Genomic DNA, 19,219 nt, shown 5'->3' with positions numbered 1-19,219 from the left:
AAGGCTTCGGTCCCGACCGGCGCCGCGAAAGCCTTGGAGGCGGCGCGCGGTTCCGCTAAAGGCCGCTGCCTGAGTTTTGCGAACGAGCCCCACGATGTCCGACGTCCTTCCCGACCGCCTGTCCGTCGATCCCGACAGCCCCTTCCACGACGGCGTACTGCTGCAGAAGGGGATCGGCGTCCGCTTCAAGGGCGAGGACAAGACCAATGTCGAGGAATACTGCGTCTCGGAAGGCTGGGTGCGTCTGGCCGTCGGCAACCGCGTCGACCGCCGCGGCAAGGCCCTGACCGTCAAGCTTCAGGGTCCGGTCGAGCCGTACATCAAGGGCGAGTAAGCCTACTCCACCCGTCTGAACTCGAACTGCTCGGCCGCGCTGTCGAGGATCAGGGCGCCGTCCTGGATGATGGTCGCCCGGTTCAGGCCGCGCATGAAGGCGGCGAACCGCTGTTCGAACGGCGTCAGGGTCCGTTCACATACCGGTTCCTGCAGCGGCGTGACTTCCAGCAGCCGTCCGTCCTGACGGTAGCGCCAGCCGGCGAAGACGCAGGCGTTTGCGGTGATACGGTCGTCCGTCACCGTGATCTCCAGCGGCGGGCCGTCGGCCGGAGGCGAAGCTCCATGCGCGAAGCGCAGCCGCCAGCGGCCGGTGAAGGATTCGCGCGGCGCCGGCGGGGCGGGCTCGAAGACCAGGTCGCCCGCACCGCCGCCCAGACGCAGGACGTCGCCGGCGCGGACCGCGCTGTCGACCGCTGACAGGGTCCGCCCGAACTCGATCTCCCATGGCGACAGGCCGCGCGCGCACATGGCGCCGGGGTTGAGCGGACTGACCGTCAGCTTGTCGCCGCTGCGCTCATAGCGGCGCCAGATCGCGATACACTGGGACTGGGCCCGGAAGCTGAAGTCTCCGACCGTCATGGTGACGGGGACAGCAGAGTCCTCGCCCGCCTCGCCGGGCCGGCGGCCGTTCATCTCGATCAGCTTCCATTCGCCGGTCAGGTCGGAGGGGCTGGAAGGGGAAGCCTGCGGCTGGGCCGTCGCGACGGGCGGCGGCGTCGCCGGGGCGGGCGAACAGGCGGCGAGGCAGAGGGCGGCCAGAAGGATGCGCATGGCGGGATTTCCATCCGTCAGGATGGCCGTTTGATGTCGCCGATCCGCTGCTTGTCGCAGCAGCGAGAAAACTCGGGACTGTCCAGCTTCACCACGGCCATCGCGCAGTCTACGGTCCCGCTCCCTTCTGAGTCCCGGAGCCGTCATGCGTCTGTCCGTCCGCCTCCTCGCCGCCAGCGCGCTTGCGCTCAGCCTCGCCCCGCCCGCCCTGGCGCAGGACGCCGCCACCATCCAGCGGGCGGCGACGATCCGCGACGCGGCGATGAGCCAGAACATCGCCCTCGACTATGTGACCCAGCTGACGACCCGCTTCGGCGCGCGCCCGGCCGGTTCGAAGTCCGAGCAGGACGCCTCGGCCTGGGCCGCCGACTACATGCGGGCCCAAGGCTTCCAGAACGTCCGCATCGAACAGTTCCCGCTGGTCGGCTGGGAACGCGGCGTGGAGAGCGCCTCCATCGTCGGCGATCATCCGCAAAATCTGGTGGTCGCCGCCCTCGGCCATTCGCCGGGCACCAACGGGGTGATCGAGGCGGAGGTCGTGCGCTTTGACAGCCTTGAGGCGCTGAACGCCGCCCCGGCCGGATCACTGGCGGGCAAGATCGCCTATGTCGACGCGGGCCAGATGGTGCGGATGCAGGACGGCTCGGGTTACGGTCCGCTGTCGCGGATTCGTGGGGCGGGACCCGCCGCGGCCGCATCGAAGGGTGCGGTGGCCTTCCTGATGCGCTCGGCCGGTTCGGACGAGCATCGCATGCCGCACACCGGCACGACCCGCTATGTCGAGGGCCGCGTGCCCCTGCCGGGCTTCGCCTTAAGCGCGCCGGACGCCGATCAGCTGTCGCGGCTGATCGGTCTGGGCGCCGCGCCGCGCGTCCGCCTGTCCTCCACCGCCCACACTTATGAGACGGTGTCGCAGAACGTCATCGGCGAAATCCGGGGTCGGACGCATCCGGACGAAATCATCGTGCTGGGCTCGCACATGGACAGCTGGGACCTCGGCACAGGCGCCATCGACGACGGCGCCGGCGGTGGCATTACGCTTGCGGCGGCCAAGGCCATCGCCGAAAGCGGGCGACGTCCCGCTCGTACGATCCGGGTCGTGCTGTACGGCTCGGAAGAGGTCGCCCAGCCCACCGACACCGGCAACGGCGGCGGGGCCTATCTGCGCAATATCGGGACAGCCGTCGAAAAGCACATCATCGCCGGCGAGAGCGATTTCGGCGCGGACCGCATCTATGCCCTTGGTTTGCCGCCGGGCGCGCAGACCTCTGATTTCGCCCGCGCGGCCGCGACCGTCCTCTATCCCTTGGGCGTGCTGCCGTCGCCCCGGCCGGAACTGCACGGCGGCGTGGACATCGGCCCGCTGGCCGGCGCCGGCGTGCCGGTGTTCGGCCTGAACCAGGACGGGACCCGCTATTTCGACCTGCACCACACCGCCGACGACACGCTCGACAAGATCGATCCGAAGCAACTGGACCAGAACGTCGCCGCCTGGGCCGCTCTGGTCTGGCTGATCGCGGATTCGGACGTCGACTTCCGGGCGATGCGGCCTGCGGCGGCGGCGGCCCACTAACGGCCGCATGGCCGAAGCCGCCGGGCGCTGCTAGATCACGCGCAGGCTGCGAGCGTGGCGAAACTGGTAGACGCACGAGACTTAAAATCTCGCGACTTCGGTCATGCGGGTTCGACCCCCGCCGCTCGCACCACGGCCGTTTTTGACACCGGCGGCGCATCCGCGCGTTGTGTCTCCGTCAGAGGAGACACGTCATGAGCTATGTCGATGGTTTCGTGGTGCCGGTCCCGGCCGGCAAGAAGGAGGCGTACAGGACTGCGGCCGCCAAGGCCCAGCAGGTCTTCAGGGACCATGGCGCGACCCGGGTGGTCGAATGCTGGGGCGACGACGTGCCCGACGGCAAGGTCACCGACTTCAAGCGCTCGGTGAAGGCGGACGGCGACGAGGTCGTGGTCTTCTCGTGGGTCGAATGGCCGGACAAGGCCACCCGTGACGCCGGCCAGAAGAAGGTCATGGAGGATCCGCGCATGCAGGACCCGGACATGCCTTTCGACGGTCAGCGCATGATCTGGGGCGGTTTCGACGTCATGCTGGACGGCTGACGCCTCAGCGCTTCTTGCCCAGTTCGGCGGCGATGTCCTTGATGTTGCGCCCGGCCTTGCGGTGGGCGGCGGTCAGCTGGTCGCGGGTCACGCCCCAGCGCTTCATCCAGTGTTCGACGGCCTGACGCTCGGACAGGTCCAGCCGGTCCCGGTCGATAAAGCCGCGCTTGTCCTTCAGGCCCGCCATGGTCCGCTCCGTTGCTTGGGCTGAGGTAGCGCGAAACGCGGTCGTGCGCGACAGGTCGGCATAACTTCGTGTTTCTCGCAAAGAACCGCCCTTACCCGGTAAGCTTTTCATGGGCACAAGGAGGAATCGCCCCTCAGGCCCTATGGATATTCGATGAAAAGAGCCCGGCGCGCCCGCATCGTCGCGACCCTCGGACCCGCCAGCCGGGCGCCCGGCATGGTCAAGTCCCTGGCCCAGGCGGGGGTGGACGTTTTCCGTCTGAACTTCAGCCACGGCTCGCACGAGGATCACGCCGCCGCGCTGAAAGCGGTGCGTGGCGCCGAACTGGCGCTCAAACGCCCGCTCGGGGTGCTGGCTGACTTGCAGGGACCGAAGCTGCGGCTGGGCCGGTTCAAGGACGTCGAGATCGACGTCAAACCGGGCCATAAAATGCGCTTCGACCTCGACGCGACGCCGGGCGACGCGACGCGGGTGCAGATGCCGCACCCCGAGATCTTCAAGGCCCTGCGCACCGGCATGCTGCTGCTGCTCGACGACGGTCGGGTGCGTCTGCGCGTTGGCGAGCGGACCGATGAATGGGCTGATGTGACGGTCGAGAGCGGTTCGAAACTGTCGGACCGCAAGGGCGTCGCCGTGCCCGAGGCGGTGGTGCCGGTCTCGGCCCTGACGCCCAAGGACCGCGAGGATCTGGCCTTCGCCCTGCGCATCGGCGTCGATTGGGTGGCGCTGAGCTTCGTCCAGAAGGCCGAGGACATGGCCGAGCTGAAGCAACTGGTGAAGGGCCGGGCCGCCTGTCTGGCCAAGATCGAGAAGCCACAGGCGCTGAGCCAGCTGGAGAGCATCCTCGACTACTGCGACGGCGTCATGGTCGCGCGCGGCGATCTGGGCGTGGAGCTGGAGCCCGAAGAGGTGCCGGTGGCGCAGAAGCAGATCATCCGCGCCGCCCGCCAGCGCGGCGTGCCGGTGATCGTGGCGACCCAGATGCTGGAGTCGATGACGTCGTCGCCGGCTCCGACCCGGGCCGAGGCCTCGGACGTGGCCAACGCCGCCTATGAGGGCGCCGACGCCCTGATGCTGTCGGCCGAGACGGCGTCGGGCGATTATCCGCTGGAGTCCGTGGGCGTGATGAGCCGGATCATCGAGCGGGTCGAGCAGGACCCGATGTGGCCCAGCCTGATGGACGCCGAACACGCCGGCATGGACGACATCGACGCCGACGCCCTTGTGGCCGCGGCGCGCAAGGCGGCCGAGGCGCAGTCGACGGCCTGTATCGTGGTGTTCACAACGCTGGGCGGAACGGCGCGGCGGATGGCGCGCGAGAGGCCGCTGCAGCCCATCCTGACCCTGACGCCCAATCCCGACACGGCGAGGCGGCTGGCCCTCGTCTGGGGGCTGGAGACACGGCTGGGCAAGGAGCCGGCGTCGCTGGAGGACGTGACCGAGGACGCGGTCAACAGCGCCGTCGCCTACGACATGGCCCAGCCGGGCCAGCGCATCCTGATCCTGGCCGGAACGCCCTTCGGCGCGCCGGGGGCTGCGAATCTGCTGCGACTGGCCCATGCTCCGACCAAGGGCGGCAAGTCGCGCGCCTGATCCTCAAGGGTCGGCATGATCAAATACATCGGGTCGAAGCGGGCATTGCTGACGCAGATCGCGACCGCGGTCCGCGCCGGCCTGCCCGACGGCGGCACGGTGTGCGACCTGTTCTCCGGCAGCGCCCGCGTCGGCCACGCCCTGAAGCGTGAAGGGTTTCAGGTCTGGTCAAACGACCACAACGCCTACGCCCACACCCTGGCCACCGCCTATGTGCAGGCCGACCGCGAACGCTGGCTGGACAAGGCGGAGGCGGTGCTGGCCGAACTGCGGACCGTGACGCCCGAGGCGGGCTGGTTCACCAAGGCCTTCTGCGAGGACGCCCGCTATTTCACGCCGGCAAACGGCGCGATCATCGACGCCATGCGCGACCGGATCGCGGCCATGGCGCTGGAGCCCGAGCTGGAGGCGATCGCGCTCGTCAGTCTGATGGAGGCCGCCGACCGGGTGGATTCCACGGCCGGTCTGCAGATGGCGTACATGAAACAGTGGGCGGCGCGGGCGCTGAAGCCGCTGGAGCTGCGGATGCCCGACATCCTGCCCGGTGTCGCGGCGGGGCCGTGCAAGGCGACCCACGCCGACGCCGTCGAACTGGCCCCGCAGGTCGAGGCCGACCTCGTTTATCTGGATCCGCCCTACAACCAGCATTCCTATCTCGGAAACTACCACTGCTGGGAAAGCCTGATCCTGTGGGACCGGCCCGAGACCTATGGCGTGGCCAACAAGCGGATCGACGTCCGCACCCGCAAGAGCGCCTTCAACAGCCGGCCCGGCATCGCCCCGGCGCTGCAGGCCGTGATCGAGGGGCTGAAGGCGCCGAACCTGATCGTCTCGTTCAATGACGAGGGCTATCTGGACCGCGATCAGCTGGTCCGCATGCTGTCCGGCCGGGGCGAGGTGCAGGTGATCGAGATCGCCCGTCCGCGCTACGTCGGCGCCCGCATCGGCATCCACAATCCGAAGGGCGAAAAGGTCGGCGCCGTGGGCCGGCTGAGGAACGTCGAATACCTGTTTGTGGTCAGCGAGCGGCCCGTCAGCCTGGCCGACGCGGCCTGACCGCCAGCGTACGGAACCTGACGGATTCCTGAGCCGTTAGGGCGGCATGGAACAGCTGTCGTTGACCCCCGCCCGCCGCCAGTACGCGCACAACGCCTACAGCCGCACGACCGATGCGTTCGAGACCGTGTCCTGGCGACCGCCTGTCGCTCGCCGGATCGACGCCCGCCCGGCCAATGACGGTTACCGGTCGCACCGCGCCAAGCCCACGGGGACCGAAGAGTTCGCCGGCCTTCCCGCGTGGGTCCATATCGTGGGCGGCGGCGTCGCTGCGGCCCTGATGGGCGCGCTGCTGGGCGGCGCCCTGCACATCTAGTCTTCGAGCAGGGCCCGGATAGGGGCCCAGCTGCGCCTGTGCGCGGGGCAGGGACCCAGCGTCTTCAGCGCCGCCTGATGCACCGGCGCATTGTAGCCCTTGTGACCGGCGAAGCCGTAGCCCGGATATTCCGCATCCAGCTCGACCATCAGCCGGTCCCGCGCCGTCTTGGCAAGGATCGAGGCCGCCGCGATCGACAGTGACAGGCCGTCCCCGCCGACCACCGTCTGGACGTCGCACGGCAGTTTGAAGCGGTAGTTGCCGTCGACCAGCGCCGCGACGGGCTGGACCGACAGCGCCTCGATCGCCCGGCACATGGCCAGACCCGTGGCGTGCAGGATGTTCAGCTCGGCGATCTCCTCGACCGAGGCGAAGCCGACGCCCCAGGCGACGGCGCGGGCCTTGATCTCGATCTCCAGCATCTCGCGCCGGGCATGGGTCAGGGCCTTGGAGTCGTCGATGCCCTCGGGAAGGTCGTCGGGATTCAGGATCACCGCTCCGGCCGACACCGGCCCGGCCCAGGGACCGCGTCCGGCCTCGTCGACGCCGCACACAGGCCCGCCGCTGGACTGGATCAGCAGCAGTTCGAGGCCGAGCGTCGGAAAGACGCGCGCGACGTTGGGCGCTGCCTTGAGCTTTGCCTTTGCAGAGGTTTTCGCCGGAGACTTCACGTGTCGGCCATCGCACGAACCTGCCCGTGACGGAAGCATTCCACGCCGTGGTCGTTGACCATGCCCACAGCCTGCATGAAGGCGTACACAATGACCGGCCCGCAGAAGGTGAAGCCGCGCTTCTTCAGCGCCTTTGCCATGGCCTCGGATTCAGGCGTCGCGACCGGACGGCCGCCGCTGTCGGGCCAGTGGTTCTGGATCGGCGCGCCGCCGACGAACGACCAAAGCCATTCGCTGAAGTCCTTGCCCCCAGGACTGGCCTGCTCCTGCATCTCCAGCCAGATTTTCGCGCCCTTAATGGCCGAGTTGATCTTGGCCCGCGACCGGATGATGCGAGCGTCGCCCAGCAGCCGCTCGATGTCCGCCTCGCCATAGGCCGCCACCTTGGCCGGATCGAAGCCGTCGAAGGCGTCGCGCATCCCCTCGCGCTTTCTCAGGATGGTGATCCAGGCGAGCCCGGCCTGAAAGCCGTCCAGCACCAGCTTCTCCCACAGGGCGCGGGCGTCATACTCGGGCACGCCCCACTCCTCGTCATGATAGGCGACGTACAACGGGTCGGTCCCGCACCATGCGCAGCGGTGGAGTGAGTCGGGCATGGGGGGAGGCTAGCGCAATCCGAAGGATCCCGAGGCGCCGAAGTCGGACCGTTAAGGTTGCGATCCAATAAACTACACGGCTTAGTTACTTGCCGATCTGTATTTGTGCGACCCAAGGTGGTGGCCCCAACAACCGGAGAGTCATCATGCAAAGACGTATCCCGGGCGGCAAGATAGCCGCCGCACTCGTGGCGCTTGGCGCTGTCGTCGCGAGCGGCCCAGCCGCCGCCTTGCCCCAGTATGAGATCAACTGGGAATACTATAGCGACGCCACCTATAACGAGATCGTCGGAGGGCGGACGATCTCGTGCTCCGGGAATGGAGGGCGCTGGGGCGTCCAGACCGAGTACGCCAAATTCGTCCAAGGGGAGAAATGCGAGCGCGATCCCCCGTTCCCGGGCTGGAACGATCCGCCCATTGAATGGTGATCCGAAGGCATATCGGGCCCGTCTCTTCCGGAGGCGGGCCTTTGTCGACGCTAACCCAGCTGTGCGAACGCCCGCACCGGAAACGTCCCGAATGCCTTCACCTTCGGCGGCGCCGCCGTGAAGCGGAAACCGCTGTCCGGCAGCAGCTCCAGCCCGCGCATATGTTCGCAGATCGGAATGCCGGCGCCGAGCAGCACGGTGTGGGCCGGCCGCAACCGCGTGCGGGTGTCGTCAATGTTGTGGGAGTCGATACCGACCAGCGCCGCGCCCGCCTGAACGAGCAGGGCAGCGGCGGCCTCGGTCAGGAACGGGTGGTCTTCGAAATAGGCGTCGGTGCGCCAGTGGCGGGCCCAGCCGGTGTGGACCAGCACGGCCTTGCCGCGCACGTCGAGGCCGGCGAACCGGTCGGCGTCCACCGCCTGCACGTCGGGAACGCGCACCACCAGGCCGGGCAGGCCGGCGACGCGGTCCAGGCCGACATCGCTCAGGTCCTCGCCGTCGGCGTACCGGTGGAAGGGCGTGTCCAGATAGGTGCCGGTGTTGCCGACCATCTCGATGCGGCCGATCTGGAATTCGGTCCCGGCCTCATAGTTGGCGCGCGACGCCTCCCGGCTCAGGTGGTCGCAGATGAGCGGCGCGGGCAGGCCCTTGTAGGTGATCATGCCGTCCTCGATCGTGTGGCTGAGGTCGATCAGGGGCATGGGCGGCTCCGGTTCCGGGGAAGGCGATGATGCGCGACCGCTCTACGGGGGGGTAAAGCGCTGGACAAGTCACGGCGCAGGTTGAACAAGCATTCTTCCAACAAGGAAGGACTTCCCCCATGCGTATCGCCCTGTTCGCCGCCGCCGCGGCCGCCCTGACACTGACGGCCTGCTCGCAGCAGACCGAAGAGAACGCCGCCGCCACCGCTGACGCCGCCGGCGCCACGGCCGCCTCGGCCGCCCAGGACACCGCCGTCAACGCCGAAGCCGCAGCGGACAACGCCGCTGCCGCCACCAACGAAGCCGCCGCGAACACCGCCGCTGCGACCAACCAGGCCGCCGAGAACGTCGACGCCGCCATCGTGACGCCCGCCGAGACCCCCGCCCAGTAGTCGACGGGTTCTGCCAATCGGAGACGCGCCCGGGGTCGACCCCGGGCGCGTTTTCCGTTTCAGGGCGTGGTCCAGTCCGGTCGTCTGACCGTCACCGGGCGGCCGTCCACGGTCAGCTCGCCCTCGATCCGGTCCAGTCGGACCAGCGCCATGGCCTCGCCGTCCCGCCCGCTCAGCACCTCGCCCGCGCGCAGTTCGCCGTTCAGCAGTTCGGCCCCGAAGGCCGGTGCGGGGCCGTCGAAGGCGATCGGCAGCATCCGGTTCCTGATCGCCCCGCGCCGCTTCATGCGCGAGGTGGTCTCCTGACCGACGAAACAGCCCTTCTGGAAATCGATGCCGTTCAGCAGGTCGAAATCGGCCTCGATCGGATAGGTCTTGTCTGATGGCGCATCGGCGGCCGGGTCCGGAACGCCGACGGCGAGGCGATGCGCCTGCCAGTCGTCCTCTGACGCATTGGCCTCGACGCCGTCGCCGTAGCGGCGACCGCCGAGCGCGGGCGTGCGCGGGTCGGGTGCGAAGCCCTCTGCGTCGCCGTCCCAGAGCGCGAACACCGCGCTGTCGTCGGCCTCGACCGCGACCTGTGCCCGCAGCCGGTACATGGCCAGCCGCTGCAGCAGGGCCTCACGGCGCTCTGCAGCGACGTCCAGCAGGACTCCGTCCTCGAGCCCCATCAGGAACAGGTCGAACAGCAGACGCCCCGGCGGCGACAGCAGGGCGCCGAACCGCAGCTGGCCGGGCGCGAGGGTCTCGACGTCCTGGGTCAGCAGATTGTGCAGGAAGGGCCGGGCGTCGGGCCCGGTCACGCGGATCAGGGCGCGGCTGTCGAGTCGGGCGATGCGAGGGGCCATGAGGCCTAGATAGGGCCGCGCGCGTCTGTGGACCACACCTGAGACGCGCCTGATGCGAGGAGAGAATCCGTATACGGTGCATCCATGGCGAGCCGGTTTCCAATTCTGTACATCGCCGAGGCCGACGCGAGCGACGCGATCCTGTCGTCCGGCGTGCTGGCGTATCTGGTCGAGGCCATGCCGGCGGCGAGCTTCACCGTGGTCGGGTCGCCGAAGAGTGCGCCGCTGTTCGCCGACACGCCGCGCCTCGATCGCCTGATCGTGCTGGAGCGCGATAGCCGGTTGGACTGGCTGGGCCTGTGGAACAAGGTGCGGGAGACCCGCTGGGGGCTGGTGGTCGACATGCGCGGCACGACCCTGTCCAGCAAGCTGAAACGCCAGAAGCGGGCGGTGCGCGGCGCCTGGGAGGCCGGAGTCCATGCCGTGGAACAGGCTGCGCGGGTGCTGCAGCTCGAGGACATTCCCGCTCCGAAGCTGTTCGTGTCTCAGGCGACGCAGGCAAAGGCCGACGCCCTCATACCTGACGAGGCGGTTCCGATCCTTGCCATCGGCCCCGGCGCGGACTGGATGGGCAAAATCTGGCCGTCCGAACGCTACGCCAAGATCGCGGTTTCCCTCGTCGGCGACGGCGGTCCGTTGCAGGGCGGGCGGGTGATCGTGGTCGGGGACGACAACGCCCGCGACGCCGCCCACACCGTGCGGCTGTCGTTGCCCCGCAACCGCGTCACCGAGCTGCAGGGGCGGTTGGGCCGGCTGGAGACCGTCGCGGCGCTCGGCCGGGCGGCGCTCTATGTCGGGGCGGATACGATCTGGACCGATCTGGCCGTCGCCAGCGGAGTTCCTGTGGTCGCCGCCTTCGGACCCTCTGACGAGGTCGAGCACGGACCTTGGGGCGGGGTCGCCGTGCGTGGCCCGCGCTCCGTCGAGGAATATCGCAAGATCGACCCCAATCTGAACCAGGCCATCCAGCATATGAACGACCTGCCCGCGGATCGCGTGCTGAAGGCGGCGACGAAGCTGCTGGCGGAGCGGAACAACTCTTAAAACCGTCATCCTCGGGCTTGTCCCGGGGACCCATCCGTCCGCATAAGCGAGCGGATGATTTTGATCGCCGGTCTCGAACCACGATTGACCATGCGACCGCAGAAATGGGTCCTCGGGACAAGCCCGAGGATGACGGTGATGAGATGAACTACGACCTGATCGTCCGCGGCGGCGAGGTGGCCAACCACGCCGGGCGCGGCATGGCCGACGTCGGTGTGACCGACGGCCGGATCGTCTTTGTCGGCGACCTGTCGCAGGCCAGCGCCGGCGAGGTCGTGGACGCGACCGGCCTGACCGTGCTGCCCGGCGTCATCGACACCCAGGTTCATTTCCGCGAGCCGGGGCTGGAGTGGAAGGAAGACCTCGAGACCGGTTCCCGCGCAGCGGCCCTCGGCGGCGTCACCGCCGTGTTCGAGATGCCGAACACCGAGCCCAACACCACCGATCCCGACACCCTCGCCGACAAGCTGGCCCGCGCCCGCGACCGGATGTGGACCGACCACGCCTTCTATATCGGCGGCACGCACGAGAACGCCGAGTATCTGGCGGAGCTGGAACGGCTGCCCGGCTGCTGCGGGGTCAAGGTCTTCATGGGGGCCTCGACGGGCACCCTGCTGGTCGCGGACGACGAGGGCGTGCGCAAGGTGCTGTCCCATGTGAAACGGCGCGCCACCTTCCATTCCGAGGACGAATATCGGCTGGTCGAGCGCCGCCCGCTGGCCCGCACCGGCGACTGGACCAGCCACCCCGAGGTGCGCGACGCAGAGAGCGCCATCATGTCGACCCGCCGGCTCGTCCGACTGGCGCGGGAGGTCGGGGCCCGCATCCATGTGCTGCACGTCTCCACCGCCGAGGAGGTCCGCTTCCTGGCCGACCACAAGGATGTCGCCACCGCCGAGGTCACGCCCCAGCATCTGACGCTGGATGGCGACGAGGCCTACGCCCGGCTCAAGGGCTATGCCCAGATGAACCCGCCGATCCGCAACGCCCATCATATCGCGGGGCTGTGGACCGGGATCGAGCAGGGGGTCTTCGACGTGCTGGGCTCGGACCACGCCCCGCACACGATCGAGGAGAAGGCCCGACCCTATCCGGCGTCGCCCTCGGGCATGCCGGGGGTTCAGACGCTGGTGCCGGTGATGCTGACGCATGTTGCGAACGGACGGCTGTCGCTGGACCGGTTCATCGACCTGACCTCGCACGGCGCCAACCGGGTGTTCGGCATCGCCGGCAAGGGCCGGATGGCCGAGGGCTATGACGCCGACCTGACGATCGTCGATCTGAAGGCGAAACACACGATCGCCCACGCCGACATGGCCAGCCGGGCGGGCTGGACGCCGTTCGACGGGTTCGAGGCGACCGGCAAGGCCGTCGCCACCATCGTGCGCGGGCGGGTGGTGATGAAGGACGGCGAACTGATCGGCGCGGCCCACGGGCGGCCGGTGCGTTTTCAGGAGACGCTGGCGTCCTGACGGCCCAGCCGCGCCATCACGGCGTCGCGATAGGTCCGGCTGGCGACCAGCTCCGTCCCGCTGGCCATGGTCAGCTGCCATGAGCCGTCGGACAGGGATCGCGTCTCGCGCACCCGCGCCAGATTGACGAGGGTCGAACGGTGGCTGCGGGCGAAGACGCGACCGTCCAGCCGCGCCTCCAGCGCCTTCAAAGGCTCCCGGATCAGGCCTTCGCGGTCGCCCCAGTGGACGACGACATAGTTGCCGGCGGAGGCGAACCATTCGACCTCGTCCAGCAGGACCGGCGCGCGCCGGTTCCCCATCATGACCATTACCCGCTCGACCGGCGCGTCCGATCCGGCCAGCGCCTCGCGGGCGGCGCGAAGGGCGGCCTCCAGCGTGCGGGCGTGGGCCTGCGCCTCGACGGCGCGGCTCCGGTGTGCTGCCGCCGCTCCGACGGCGCAGATGGCGGTGTAGAGCAGGATGGCCACCGGGGTCCGACCCAGCGTCCGCCCGGCCAGTTTCGAAGCCGGACCCGCGGCGAAGGCCAGATCGATGGCGGCCCCCGCGAGTGCGGCCAGCGGTACAATGGCGAGGCCGGCGACCGTCAGGGCGGCCAGTGCGGCCAGTCCGGCGCCGAAGCGGCGGATGATCAGCCAGACGACGATCCCGACCGGCAACCAGACGGCGAAGGTCGCGCCCTGCCACATCAGGGACTCGGCGACGCCCAGATGTCCGCCCTTCGCCTCGACCGCCCGGCGCATGAACCAGGCGGCGCAGATGGTGGTCATGCCATAGCTGTAGGCCGTGAAGACCCCGACCCACTCTGCGGTCGTGACCCGGCTCAGGCGAACGCCGTCGAGCGGCGACGGCGCACGATCAGGACGGCGATCCAGATCACGGTCACCGTCTGGAACAGGAAGCTGGGCCAGAGCTGGCTCCATGGCGTGGGAATGAAGGTGAGAAAATTGCCCGAGAAGGCCGAGAGCACCGCGCCATAGGCTCCCAGCATCTTGGCCAGATGCTCATAGTTCCACAGGTTGGGCGAGAAGGGCCAGTCGGTCGGCCGCGCGAACCGCCACAGGTCCCAGCCGCCGTAGACCAGAGCGCCATAGGCGAGGGCGGAAGACACCGCCGCCAGATCGCCCGTCTGTCCGGTCACGACGAGGAACAGCACCCAGAGTCCGACGCCGACCACGCCGAGGGTGACGATCCAGTCGAGCGGCTTCGCCCGATCCTCTCGCCGAATGTCCGGCCGCTTTCTCCCCAGAACGCGGACGCCGGAGAACAGCGTCATGGTCGCCGTCGCCGACAGGGCGAGGAAGTAGGGGCTGAAGTGCAAGGCGGTCATCAACCACGCCGCCGCCAGCAGCGTCGCCATCAGCCCGGCGAACAGCCGGCCTGACAGCCGATGCAGACGGGAGCCCTTGCGGGTAAAGATCGGCGCGAGGCCGACCAGCGATGCCGCCAGGCCGCAGGTGATGTGCAGGATCAGTGTGGGGGTGAAGAGCGCTTCCATCCCCTGAGGTTGCCGCCGAGCGCCGGGTCGGTCACGGCGCGCGGGACCAGTCGCGGCCCGCCGGGACGAAACGCGGGTCTAGATTGAGAAGCTGACGCCGCAGCCGCAGCTGGAGGCGGCGTTCGGGTTGCGCACCACGAACTGCGCCCCCGCCAGATCATCGACGAAGGCGATCTCGGAGCCCTTGAGGAAGGGCAGGGAGACGGGGTCGACCAGCGCGGTCTGACCCTCGGCTTCGATGCGGATGTCGTCGGCTTCTGCGGCGTCCACCAGTTCGAGCCGGTACTGGAAGCCCGAGCAGCCGCCGCCGTCTACGGCGACCCGCAGCATGACGGGATGGCCCTCGTCCCGGCCCAGCGTCTCCAGCCGCCGCGCGGCGCTTTCGGACAGGGTCAGGCCGTGACCGCCGGCGGACGGCGATATCTGGAATGCGGGGGCGGATTGGACGGTGCTCACAGGGGCCTATATGAGGCGCGGGTGGCCGTTCGCAAAGGCCCGCAGCCGAATGAGCAGCCGACGTTGATCCCCGAGCGCGCCGCCTACGCCGAATATCCCGAGCACAGCCGCGGCCGGCTGACGCCCGAACCGATCAGCCGCACGCGCAACGCCTACGCCCGCGACCGCGACCGGATCATCCATTGCACCCCCTTTCGCCGCCTGAAGGGCAAGACCCAGGTCTTCGTCGCGCACGAAGGTGACCACTACCGCACCCGCCTGACCCACAGTCTGGAAGTGGCGCAGATCGCGCGATCGATCGCCCACGCCCTGCGGCTGGACACCGATCTGGCCGAGACGGTGGCCCTGGCGCACGACCTCGGCCATCCCCCGTTCGGCCACGCCGGCGAGGACGAGCTTCAGGCCCAGATGGAGCCGTGGGGCGGGTTCGACCACAACGTCCAGACCTTCCGCGTCGTGACCCGGCTGGAACACCGCTATCCTCAGTTCGAGGGGCTGAACCTCAGCTGGGAAACCGTCGAGGGGGTGGTCAAGCACAACGGCCCGGTGTCGCACCGTCTGCACGAGCCGGCGTGGAAGGCCATCGCCGACTACGCCCCCGGCTGGGACCTGCGGCTGGGCACCTTCGCCTCGCTGGAGGCGCAGGCGGCCGCCATCGCCGACGACATCGCCTACAACAACCACGATGTCGACGACGGAGTGCAGGCGGGGCTGTTCACCCTCGACGACCTGTCGCAGGTGCCGCTGATCGGTCCTGTGCTGCACAGCGTGCGCAGGGATTGGCCGACTATCGACGAGCGAATGATCCGCATCGAGGCCGTGCGCCGCATGATCGGGGTCATGGTCGAGGACGTGCTGGCCGAGACCGAACGTCGGATCGAGGCCGGGAAGATCCGCTCGTCAGAGGATGTGCGCATGGCCGACCGGATGCTGGTCGCCTTCTCGCCCGCCATGCTGGCCGATCTGGGCGTGCTGCGGCAATTCCTGTTCGAGCGGATGTACCGCCACTATCGCGTCAACCGCACGCGCAGTCAGGCGCGCCGCATCCTGGCCGAGATGTTCCAGCTGTTCATGGCGGAACCCGCGACCCTGCCGCCCGAATGGTCGGGCAAGGCCGCGACGGCGGATCAGGCGAAACGGGCGCGGGCGGTGTGCGACTACATCGCCGGCATGACGGACCGCTACGCGATCGAGGAACACAAGAAGCTGTTCAGCCTCGACCTCGCTCTCGATCTGTGATTCGAAGAGTTCGCTGGGCGGGTTAGGATGAGGTTCGGGCGCGCCGATTCGCGCGGCCCGGCTGGAAGGCGCGGTCATGTCCCACGAAGATCCCTATCGTCCGAACCCGGGTCGCGATCCCGGCCACGACCGCGGCGCCTATACGCCGCCGACGGACGACGACCTGCCATTCAACCGCGGCGGCTATGATCCGCGCCGTGGCGGCGGCGGAGGGGGCGGGGCCAAGGCGCCGCCGATGACCCTGATCATTTCGGCCGTGGTGCTCCTCCTGCTGATCATCGCCGTGGTGGTCTACTACCGCGCCGGCCCGCGCTCCTCGAGCGACGCCCCGCCCGCGGTGGGCGCGCCCGTCGGCGAGATGAAGGCCGAGGCGCCGCTGGACGCCCAACCCGTCGACCCGGAAGCCGGCATCGACGTCTATTCCAACGCCGAGGCGCCGACAGCCGCACCGGTCTTCACCCCGCCGCCCGAGGCCGTTCAGCCGCGACCGGCGCCGGCGCCGCTGCCAGCGCCCGCTGCGACGACGCCCCGGCCAGTCCCCGCACCGACGGTCCCCGCCGTCACGCCGGCTCCGAAGGCGGATCCCGCGCCCGCCGCCGGCGGAAGCTCGGGCGTCCAGATCGGCGCCTTCTCGACCCCCAGCCTCGCCGACCGCGAGTTCGCCGCCATCGTCGCCCGCTATCCGCAGTTCACCCGCGGCGCCGACAAGCGCGTGCAGGAAGTGACCGCCTCCAGCGGCGCGACCGTCTATCGCACCACCGTTACGGGCCTCAGCCGCGAACAGGCGACCGGCCTCTGCAATGCGATCAAGGCCGGCGGCGGCGATTGCTTCGTGCGTTGACCGACCGGTGACCTCCGCGGCGATCTACGGCTGCAGCGGCCATCGGCTGACGGAAGCGGAGAAGGCCTTCTTCGCCGACGTCCGGCCGTGGGGCTTCATCCTGTTCCGGCGCAACGTCGACAGTCCCGAGCAGATGCGGGCCCTGACCGGCGAGATGCGCGACTGCATCGGCGACCCGGCCTGCCCGATTCTGATCGATCAGGAGGGTGGACGGGTGCAGCGGATGGGCCCGCCGCACTGGCGCAAATATCCGCCCGGCGAGGCCTATCTGAAGGCGACCAACGATCCTCTGGCGGCGCGTGAACTGGCGCGGCTGGGCGCGCGGCTGATCGCGCATGACCTGCGGGCGGTCGGGGTCAACGTCGACTGCGCCCCGGTGCTGGACGTACCAGTGCCCGGCGCCCACGACATCATTGGCGATCGGGCCTACGCCCATGATCCGGCGACAGTGGCGCAGCTGGGGCGGGCGGCGGCGGAAGGGTTTCTGGCCGGAGGCGTCCTGCCTGTGATCAAACACATGCCGGGCCACGGCCGGGCCTTCGCTGACAGCCACCATGACCTGCCGGTGGTCCACGCCGACTTCGAGACGCTGGACGGCTGGGACTTCGCCCCGTTCAAGGCCCTGTCGGACATGCCGCTGGCGATGACCGCCCATGTGGTGTTCGACGCCATCGATCCGAAACGGCCGGCCACCACCTCAAAGAAGGCCGTGCGCCTGATGCGGGATCATCTGGGCTTCGGCGGGCTGATCATGACCGACGACCTGTCCATGAAGGCCCTGTCCGGCAGCCTGCGCGAACGGGCCGAGGCCTCGCTGAAGGCGGGCTGCGATGTGGTCCTGCACTGCAATGGCGATCTGGACGAGATGCGGCTGGTCGCCGAGGGAGCCGGCAAGCTGAAGGGGCAGGGGGCGAAGCGCGCCGCCGCGGCCATGGCGCGCATCGTCCACACGCCCGAACCGCTCGACGAACCCGAGGCCCGGACCCGGTTCGCGGCCCTGCTGGAGGGAAAGCTGGACGCCGCGCGCGGTCCGGACGTCGGCGAGGCGCAGGCCTGATCCGATGACCGACGCCTTCCAGCCCAATCTGGACTTCACCGCCGCCGAACAGGTCGACGAGCGCGAGGCGTTCGTGGTGGATCTGGAGGGGTATGAGGGCCCGCTGCACGTCCTGCTGGCTCTGGCGCGGACGCAGAAGGTTGACCTGCTGAAGCTGTCGATCACGAAACTGGCCGAACAGTATCTCGCCTTCGTCCACGAGGCGCGGCGGCGCAATTTCTCGCTGGCGGCCGACTATCTCGTGATGGCGTCCTGGCTGGCCTATCTGAAGTCGCGGCTGCTGCTGCCACGCACCGACAAGAAGGGCGACGAACCGCCCGCCGAGGAAATGGCCGCCGCCCTGGCCTTCCGCCTCCAGAAGCTGGAGGCCATGCGCAAGGCGGTCGAGGCCATCACCGCCCGGCCACGGCTGAAGCGCGACGTCTTCACGCGCGGCGATCCCGAGGCAATCATGATCGTGCCTTCGGACCAGATCGACGCCAGCCTGTACGAGCTGATGGCCGCCTATGTGACCCAGCGCCGCCGAGAGGGCCTGCGCCAGTACAATCCCGGCCAGCGCGTGGAGGCCTTCGGCCTTGAGGCGGCGCGGGACTGGCTGAGAGACATCCTGCCCCGGCTGGATCAGTGGACGCCGCTGGACCAGGTCGCGCCCGCCCATAGCGGAACGGAGGGCCCGACCCAGTCCAGCTTTACCGCCTCCACCCTGTCGGCCAGTCTGGAGCTGGTGAAGGAGGGGGCGATGGATGTGAAACAGGCCGAGGCGTTCGCCGAGCTGTATCTGAAACGGCGCGGGCGCGGTCAGCCGCTGGAGTTGATGCCGTGATCCAGTTCACCCCCGATCACGGAGAGATCGAACGCCGCGTCGAGGCCCTGCTGTTCGCCGCCGCCGGCCCGCTGTCGGCGGCCGAACTGGCGCGCCGCCTGCCCGAGGGCGCCGACGTGGGCGGCGCCATCTCCGCCCTGCGCGAGCGGTATCAGGGCCGGGGCGTCGAGCTGGAGTGCGTCGCCGACCGCTGGCGGTTCCGCACGGCCGCCGACCTCGGCTTCCTGATGACCGAGGAGCGTGAGGAGCCGCGCCGGCTATCCAGGGCCGCGCTCGAGACACTCGCCATCATCGCCTACCACCAGCCCTGCACCCGCGCCGAGATCGAGAGCGTGCGGGGGGTCTCCCTGTCCAAGGGCACGCTGGACCTGCTGCTGGAGATGGGCTTCGTCCGGTTGAAAGGCCGTCGCCGCACGCCGGGCCGCCCCGTCACCTACGCGACAGCAGACAAATTCCTCGAGCATTTCAGCCTCGCCAGCCTGTACGATCTGCCGGGCGTGCAGGAGATGAAGGCGGCGGGTCTGCTGGACCTGTCCATCCCGGTCGGCTTCGAGGTTCCCGACCCGTCACGCGCCGGCGACGACGATGACGCGCCCTTGCTGGACGGCGTCGAGGACGCGCCCGAGTTCGCGCAGGATTTCGTGGCTGAGGACTGAGTTCCCGGCGGCCGCCCCTCCACCGCTTCGCGGTCCCCCTCCCCATCGCTTCGCGACAGGGAGGAGACGGGCGCCGCGACCTGTCTCCGCCCCGCTCCGCGGGGAGGGGGACCCCGAAGGGGT

General features: G+C 69.2%; 24 protein-coding genes and 1 tRNA gene. 16 read left to right on the top strand and 9 right to left on the bottom strand.

The genetic code is table 11. The features are described 5' to 3' along the window. Window positions 1-94 precede the first annotated feature (94 nt). Window positions 95-334 carry a DUF3297 family protein gene (locus ASD25_RS13555; RefSeq protein ID WP_056617595.1) on the top strand — a complete coding sequence of 80 codons (240 nt, stop codon included), beginning with the start codon at window positions 95-97 and terminating at the stop codon, window positions 332-334. Between the two features lie 2 nt (window positions 335-336). Here the strand turns inward: ASD25_RS13555 and ASD25_RS13550 are convergent, their stop codons facing one another. Beyond that, window positions 337-1,107, bottom strand: coding sequence for an META domain-containing protein (locus ASD25_RS13550; protein ID WP_056617592.1), 771 nt, complete (start codon window positions 1,105-1,107; stop codon window positions 337-339). A 145-nt stretch (window positions 1,108-1,252) separates the two neighbouring features. Between ASD25_RS13550 and ASD25_RS13545 the strand changes: the two genes are divergently transcribed. The 3 genes from ASD25_RS13545 to ASD25_RS13535 all read left to right on the top strand — a co-directional run bounded on the left by ASD25_RS13545 (window position 1,253) and on the right by ASD25_RS13535 (window position 3,222). Continuing rightward, complete coding sequence (locus ASD25_RS13545) at window positions 1,253-2,680, top strand: M20/M25/M40 family metallo-hydrolase (RefSeq protein WP_056617589.1); 1,428 nt, start codon at window positions 1,253-1,255, stop codon at window positions 2,678-2,680. Between the two features lie 48 nt (window positions 2,681-2,728). Next, window positions 2,729-2,813, top strand: a tRNA-Leu gene (locus tag ASD25_RS13540). A gap of 61 nt (window positions 2,814-2,874) precedes the next feature. Beyond that, window positions 2,875-3,222 carry a DUF1428 domain-containing protein gene (locus tag ASD25_RS13535; RefSeq protein WP_056617586.1) on the top strand — a complete coding sequence of 116 codons (348 nt, stop codon included), beginning with the start codon at window positions 2,875-2,877 and terminating at the stop codon, window positions 3,220-3,222. Window positions 3,223-3,226: 4 nt separating this feature from the next. Here ASD25_RS13535 and ASD25_RS13530 read toward each other — a convergent pair whose 3' ends face one another. Beyond that, entirely contained in the window at window positions 3,227-3,409 is a 183-nt protein-coding gene (locus tag ASD25_RS13530; protein ID WP_056617584.1) for a DUF3606 domain-containing protein, read from the bottom strand. Window positions 3,410-3,562: 153 nt separating this feature from the next. On the opposite strand from ASD25_RS13530, the gene pyk reads away from it, so the two are divergent. The 3 genes from pyk to ASD25_RS13515 are packed head-to-tail and all read left to right on the top strand — an operon-like array spanning window position 3,563 to window position 6,374. Next, window positions 3,563-5,002 (top strand): pyruvate kinase, encoded by a 1,440-nt coding sequence (pyk, locus tag ASD25_RS13525; protein WP_056617580.1) that lies wholly within the window; start codon window positions 3,563-3,565, stop codon window positions 5,000-5,002. A 15-nt stretch (window positions 5,003-5,017) separates the two neighbouring features. Then, window positions 5,018-6,058, top strand: coding sequence for a DNA adenine methylase (locus ASD25_RS13520; protein ID WP_056617577.1), 1,041 nt, complete (start codon window positions 5,018-5,020; stop codon window positions 6,056-6,058). Between the two features lie 46 nt (window positions 6,059-6,104). Beyond that, complete coding sequence (locus tag ASD25_RS13515; protein WP_056617574.1) at window positions 6,105-6,374, top strand: hypothetical protein; 270 nt, start codon at window positions 6,105-6,107, stop codon at window positions 6,372-6,374. Here ASD25_RS13515 and ASD25_RS13510 read toward each other — a convergent pair. Further along, complete coding sequence (locus ASD25_RS13510) at window positions 6,371-6,958, bottom strand: ribonuclease HII (RefSeq protein WP_056619117.1); 588 nt, start codon at window positions 6,956-6,958, stop codon at window positions 6,371-6,373. The two genes, ASD25_RS13515 and ASD25_RS13510, sit on opposite strands and share 4 nt — an antisense overlap. 83 nt (window positions 6,959-7,041) lie before the next feature. Next, window positions 7,042-7,641 carry a DNA-3-methyladenine glycosylase I gene (locus tag ASD25_RS13505; RefSeq protein WP_056617571.1) on the bottom strand — a complete coding sequence of 200 codons (600 nt, stop codon included), beginning with the start codon at window positions 7,639-7,641 and terminating at the stop codon, window positions 7,042-7,044. A 146-nt stretch (window positions 7,642-7,787) separates the two neighbouring features. Between ASD25_RS13505 and ASD25_RS13500 the strand changes: the two genes are divergently transcribed. After that, on the top strand, window positions 7,788-8,069 hold the full coding sequence (locus ASD25_RS13500; RefSeq protein WP_056617568.1) for a DUF6289 family protein: 282 nt from the start codon (window positions 7,788-7,790) through the stop codon (window positions 8,067-8,069). A 50-nt stretch (window positions 8,070-8,119) separates the two neighbouring features. On the opposite strand, the gene ASD25_RS13495 is transcribed toward ASD25_RS13500, so the two are convergent. Continuing rightward, entirely contained in the window at window positions 8,120-8,770 is a 651-nt protein-coding gene (locus ASD25_RS13495; RefSeq protein WP_056617565.1) for a cyclase family protein, read from the bottom strand. Between the two features lie 119 nt (window positions 8,771-8,889). Here ASD25_RS13495 and ASD25_RS13490 point away from each other — a divergent pair, with 119 nt between their 5' ends. Then, entirely contained in the window at window positions 8,890-9,162 is a 273-nt protein-coding gene (locus ASD25_RS13490) for a hypothetical protein (protein WP_056617562.1), read from the top strand. Between the two features lie 59 nt (window positions 9,163-9,221). Here ASD25_RS13490 and ASD25_RS13485 read toward each other — a convergent pair whose 3' ends face one another. Beyond that, window positions 9,222-10,010: a folate-binding protein YgfZ gene (locus ASD25_RS13485; protein ID WP_056617560.1), complete on the bottom strand. Its 789-nt coding sequence runs from the start codon at window positions 10,008-10,010 to the stop codon at window positions 9,222-9,224. Window positions 10,011-10,094: 84 nt separating this feature from the next. Between ASD25_RS13485 and ASD25_RS13480 the strand changes: the two genes are divergently transcribed. Further along, on the top strand, window positions 10,095-11,054 hold the full coding sequence (locus tag ASD25_RS13480) for a glycosyltransferase family 9 protein (RefSeq protein WP_056617557.1): 960 nt from the start codon (window positions 10,095-10,097) through the stop codon (window positions 11,052-11,054). Window positions 11,055-11,197: 143 nt separating this feature from the next. After that, window positions 11,198-12,526, top strand: coding sequence for a dihydroorotase (locus tag ASD25_RS13475; protein WP_056619114.1), 1,329 nt, complete (start codon window positions 11,198-11,200; stop codon window positions 12,524-12,526). Here the strand turns inward: ASD25_RS13475 and ASD25_RS13470 are convergent. The 3 genes from ASD25_RS13470 to erpA all read right to left on the bottom strand — a co-directional run bounded on the left by ASD25_RS13470 (window position 12,505) and on the right by erpA (window position 14,480). Then, on the bottom strand, window positions 12,505-13,296 hold the full coding sequence (locus tag ASD25_RS13470) for a LytTR family DNA-binding domain-containing protein (RefSeq protein ID WP_056617554.1): 792 nt from the start codon (window positions 13,294-13,296) through the stop codon (window positions 12,505-12,507). The two genes, ASD25_RS13475 and ASD25_RS13470, sit on opposite strands and share 22 nt — an antisense overlap. 53 nt (window positions 13,297-13,349) lie before the next feature. After that, a complete protein-coding gene (locus tag ASD25_RS13465) occupies window positions 13,350-14,024 on the bottom strand; it encodes a hypothetical protein (protein WP_156389310.1) in 675 nt (224 codons plus the stop codon). 78 nt (window positions 14,025-14,102) lie between these two features. Next, entirely contained in the window at window positions 14,103-14,480 is a 378-nt protein-coding gene (gene erpA, locus ASD25_RS13460; RefSeq protein ID WP_082572406.1) for an iron-sulfur cluster insertion protein ErpA, read from the bottom strand. Window positions 14,481-14,543: 63 nt separating this feature from the next. Between erpA and ASD25_RS13455 the strand changes: the two genes are divergently transcribed. The 5 genes from ASD25_RS13455 to scpB all read left to right on the top strand — a co-directional run bounded on the left by ASD25_RS13455 (window position 14,544) and on the right by scpB (window position 19,096). Then, window positions 14,544-15,719, top strand: a complete 1,176-nt coding sequence (locus ASD25_RS13455; RefSeq protein ID WP_056619107.1) for a deoxyguanosinetriphosphate triphosphohydrolase — start codon at window positions 14,544-14,546, stop codon at window positions 15,717-15,719. A 76-nt stretch (window positions 15,720-15,795) separates the two neighbouring features. Then, entirely contained in the window at window positions 15,796-16,560 is a 765-nt protein-coding gene (locus ASD25_RS13450) for an SPOR domain-containing protein (RefSeq protein ID WP_056617549.1), read from the top strand. A 7-nt stretch (window positions 16,561-16,567) separates the two neighbouring features. Next, on the top strand, window positions 16,568-17,617 hold the full coding sequence (nagZ, locus tag ASD25_RS13445) for a beta-N-acetylhexosaminidase (protein ID WP_156389308.1): 1,050 nt from the start codon (window positions 16,568-16,570) through the stop codon (window positions 17,615-17,617). 4 nt (window positions 17,618-17,621) lie between these two features. Further along, window positions 17,622-18,440, top strand: a complete 819-nt coding sequence (locus ASD25_RS13440) for a ScpA family protein (protein WP_056617540.1) — start codon at window positions 17,622-17,624, stop codon at window positions 18,438-18,440. Further along, window positions 18,437-19,096, top strand: a complete 660-nt coding sequence (gene scpB, locus ASD25_RS13435; protein ID WP_156389307.1) for an SMC-Scp complex subunit ScpB — start codon at window positions 18,437-18,439, stop codon at window positions 19,094-19,096. The genes ASD25_RS13440 and scpB overlap by 4 nt, the downstream gene beginning before the upstream one ends. Window positions 19,097-19,219 lie beyond the last annotated feature (123 nt).

This window comes from Brevundimonas sp. Root1423 (assembly GCF_001426805.1).
The sequence above is the reverse complement of the archived record's forward strand: the minus strand, read 5'-3'. Positions and strand labels throughout refer to the sequence as shown.

Coding starts and splice junctions, on each gene's coding strand:
- ASD25_RS13555 (WP_056617595.1), top strand. CDS start 95: ATGTCCGACGTCCTTCCCGACCGCCTGTCCGTCGATCCCGACAGCCCC.
- ASD25_RS13550 (WP_056617592.1), bottom strand. CDS start 1,107: ATGCGCATCCTTCTGGCCGCCCTCTGCCTCGCCGCCTGTTCGCCCGCC.
- ASD25_RS13545 (WP_056617589.1), top strand. CDS start 1,253: ATGCGTCTGTCCGTCCGCCTCCTCGCCGCCAGCGCGCTTGCGCTCAGC.
- ASD25_RS13535 (WP_056617586.1), top strand. CDS start 2,875: ATGAGCTATGTCGATGGTTTCGTGGTGCCGGTCCCGGCCGGCAAGAAG.
- ASD25_RS13530 (WP_056617584.1), bottom strand. CDS start 3,409: ATGGCGGGCCTGAAGGACAAGCGCGGCTTTATCGACCGGGACCGGCTG.
- pyk (WP_056617580.1), top strand. CDS start 3,563: ATGAAAAGAGCCCGGCGCGCCCGCATCGTCGCGACCCTCGGACCCGCC.
- ASD25_RS13520 (WP_056617577.1), top strand. CDS start 5,018: ATGATCAAATACATCGGGTCGAAGCGGGCATTGCTGACGCAGATCGCG.
- ASD25_RS13515 (WP_056617574.1), top strand. CDS start 6,105: ATGGAACAGCTGTCGTTGACCCCCGCCCGCCGCCAGTACGCGCACAAC.
- ASD25_RS13505 (WP_056617571.1), bottom strand. CDS start 7,641: ATGCCCGACTCACTCCACCGCTGCGCATGGTGCGGGACCGACCCGTTG.
- ASD25_RS13500 (WP_056617568.1), top strand. CDS start 7,788: ATGCAAAGACGTATCCCGGGCGGCAAGATAGCCGCCGCACTCGTGGCG.
- ASD25_RS13495 (WP_056617565.1), bottom strand. CDS start 8,770: ATGCCCCTGATCGACCTCAGCCACACGATCGAGGACGGCATGATCACC.
- ASD25_RS13490 (WP_056617562.1), top strand. CDS start 8,890: ATGCGTATCGCCCTGTTCGCCGCCGCCGCGGCCGCCCTGACACTGACG.
- ASD25_RS13485 (WP_056617560.1), bottom strand. CDS start 10,010: ATGGCCCCTCGCATCGCCCGACTCGACAGCCGCGCCCTGATCCGCGTG.
- ASD25_RS13480 (WP_056617557.1), top strand. CDS start 10,095: ATGGCGAGCCGGTTTCCAATTCTGTACATCGCCGAGGCCGACGCGAGC.
- ASD25_RS13475 (WP_056619114.1), top strand. CDS start 11,198: ATGAACTACGACCTGATCGTCCGCGGCGGCGAGGTGGCCAACCACGCC.
- ASD25_RS13470 (WP_056617554.1), bottom strand. CDS start 13,296: ATGACCACCATCTGCGCCGCCTGGTTCATGCGCCGGGCGGTCGAGGCG.
- ASD25_RS13465 (WP_156389310.1), bottom strand. CDS start 14,024: ATGGAAGCGCTCTTCACCCCCACACTGATCCTGCACATCACCTGCGGC.
- ASD25_RS13450 (WP_056617549.1), top strand. CDS start 15,796: ATGTCCCACGAAGATCCCTATCGTCCGAACCCGGGTCGCGATCCCGGC.
- ASD25_RS13440 (WP_056617540.1), top strand. CDS start 17,622: ATGACCGACGCCTTCCAGCCCAATCTGGACTTCACCGCCGCCGAACAG.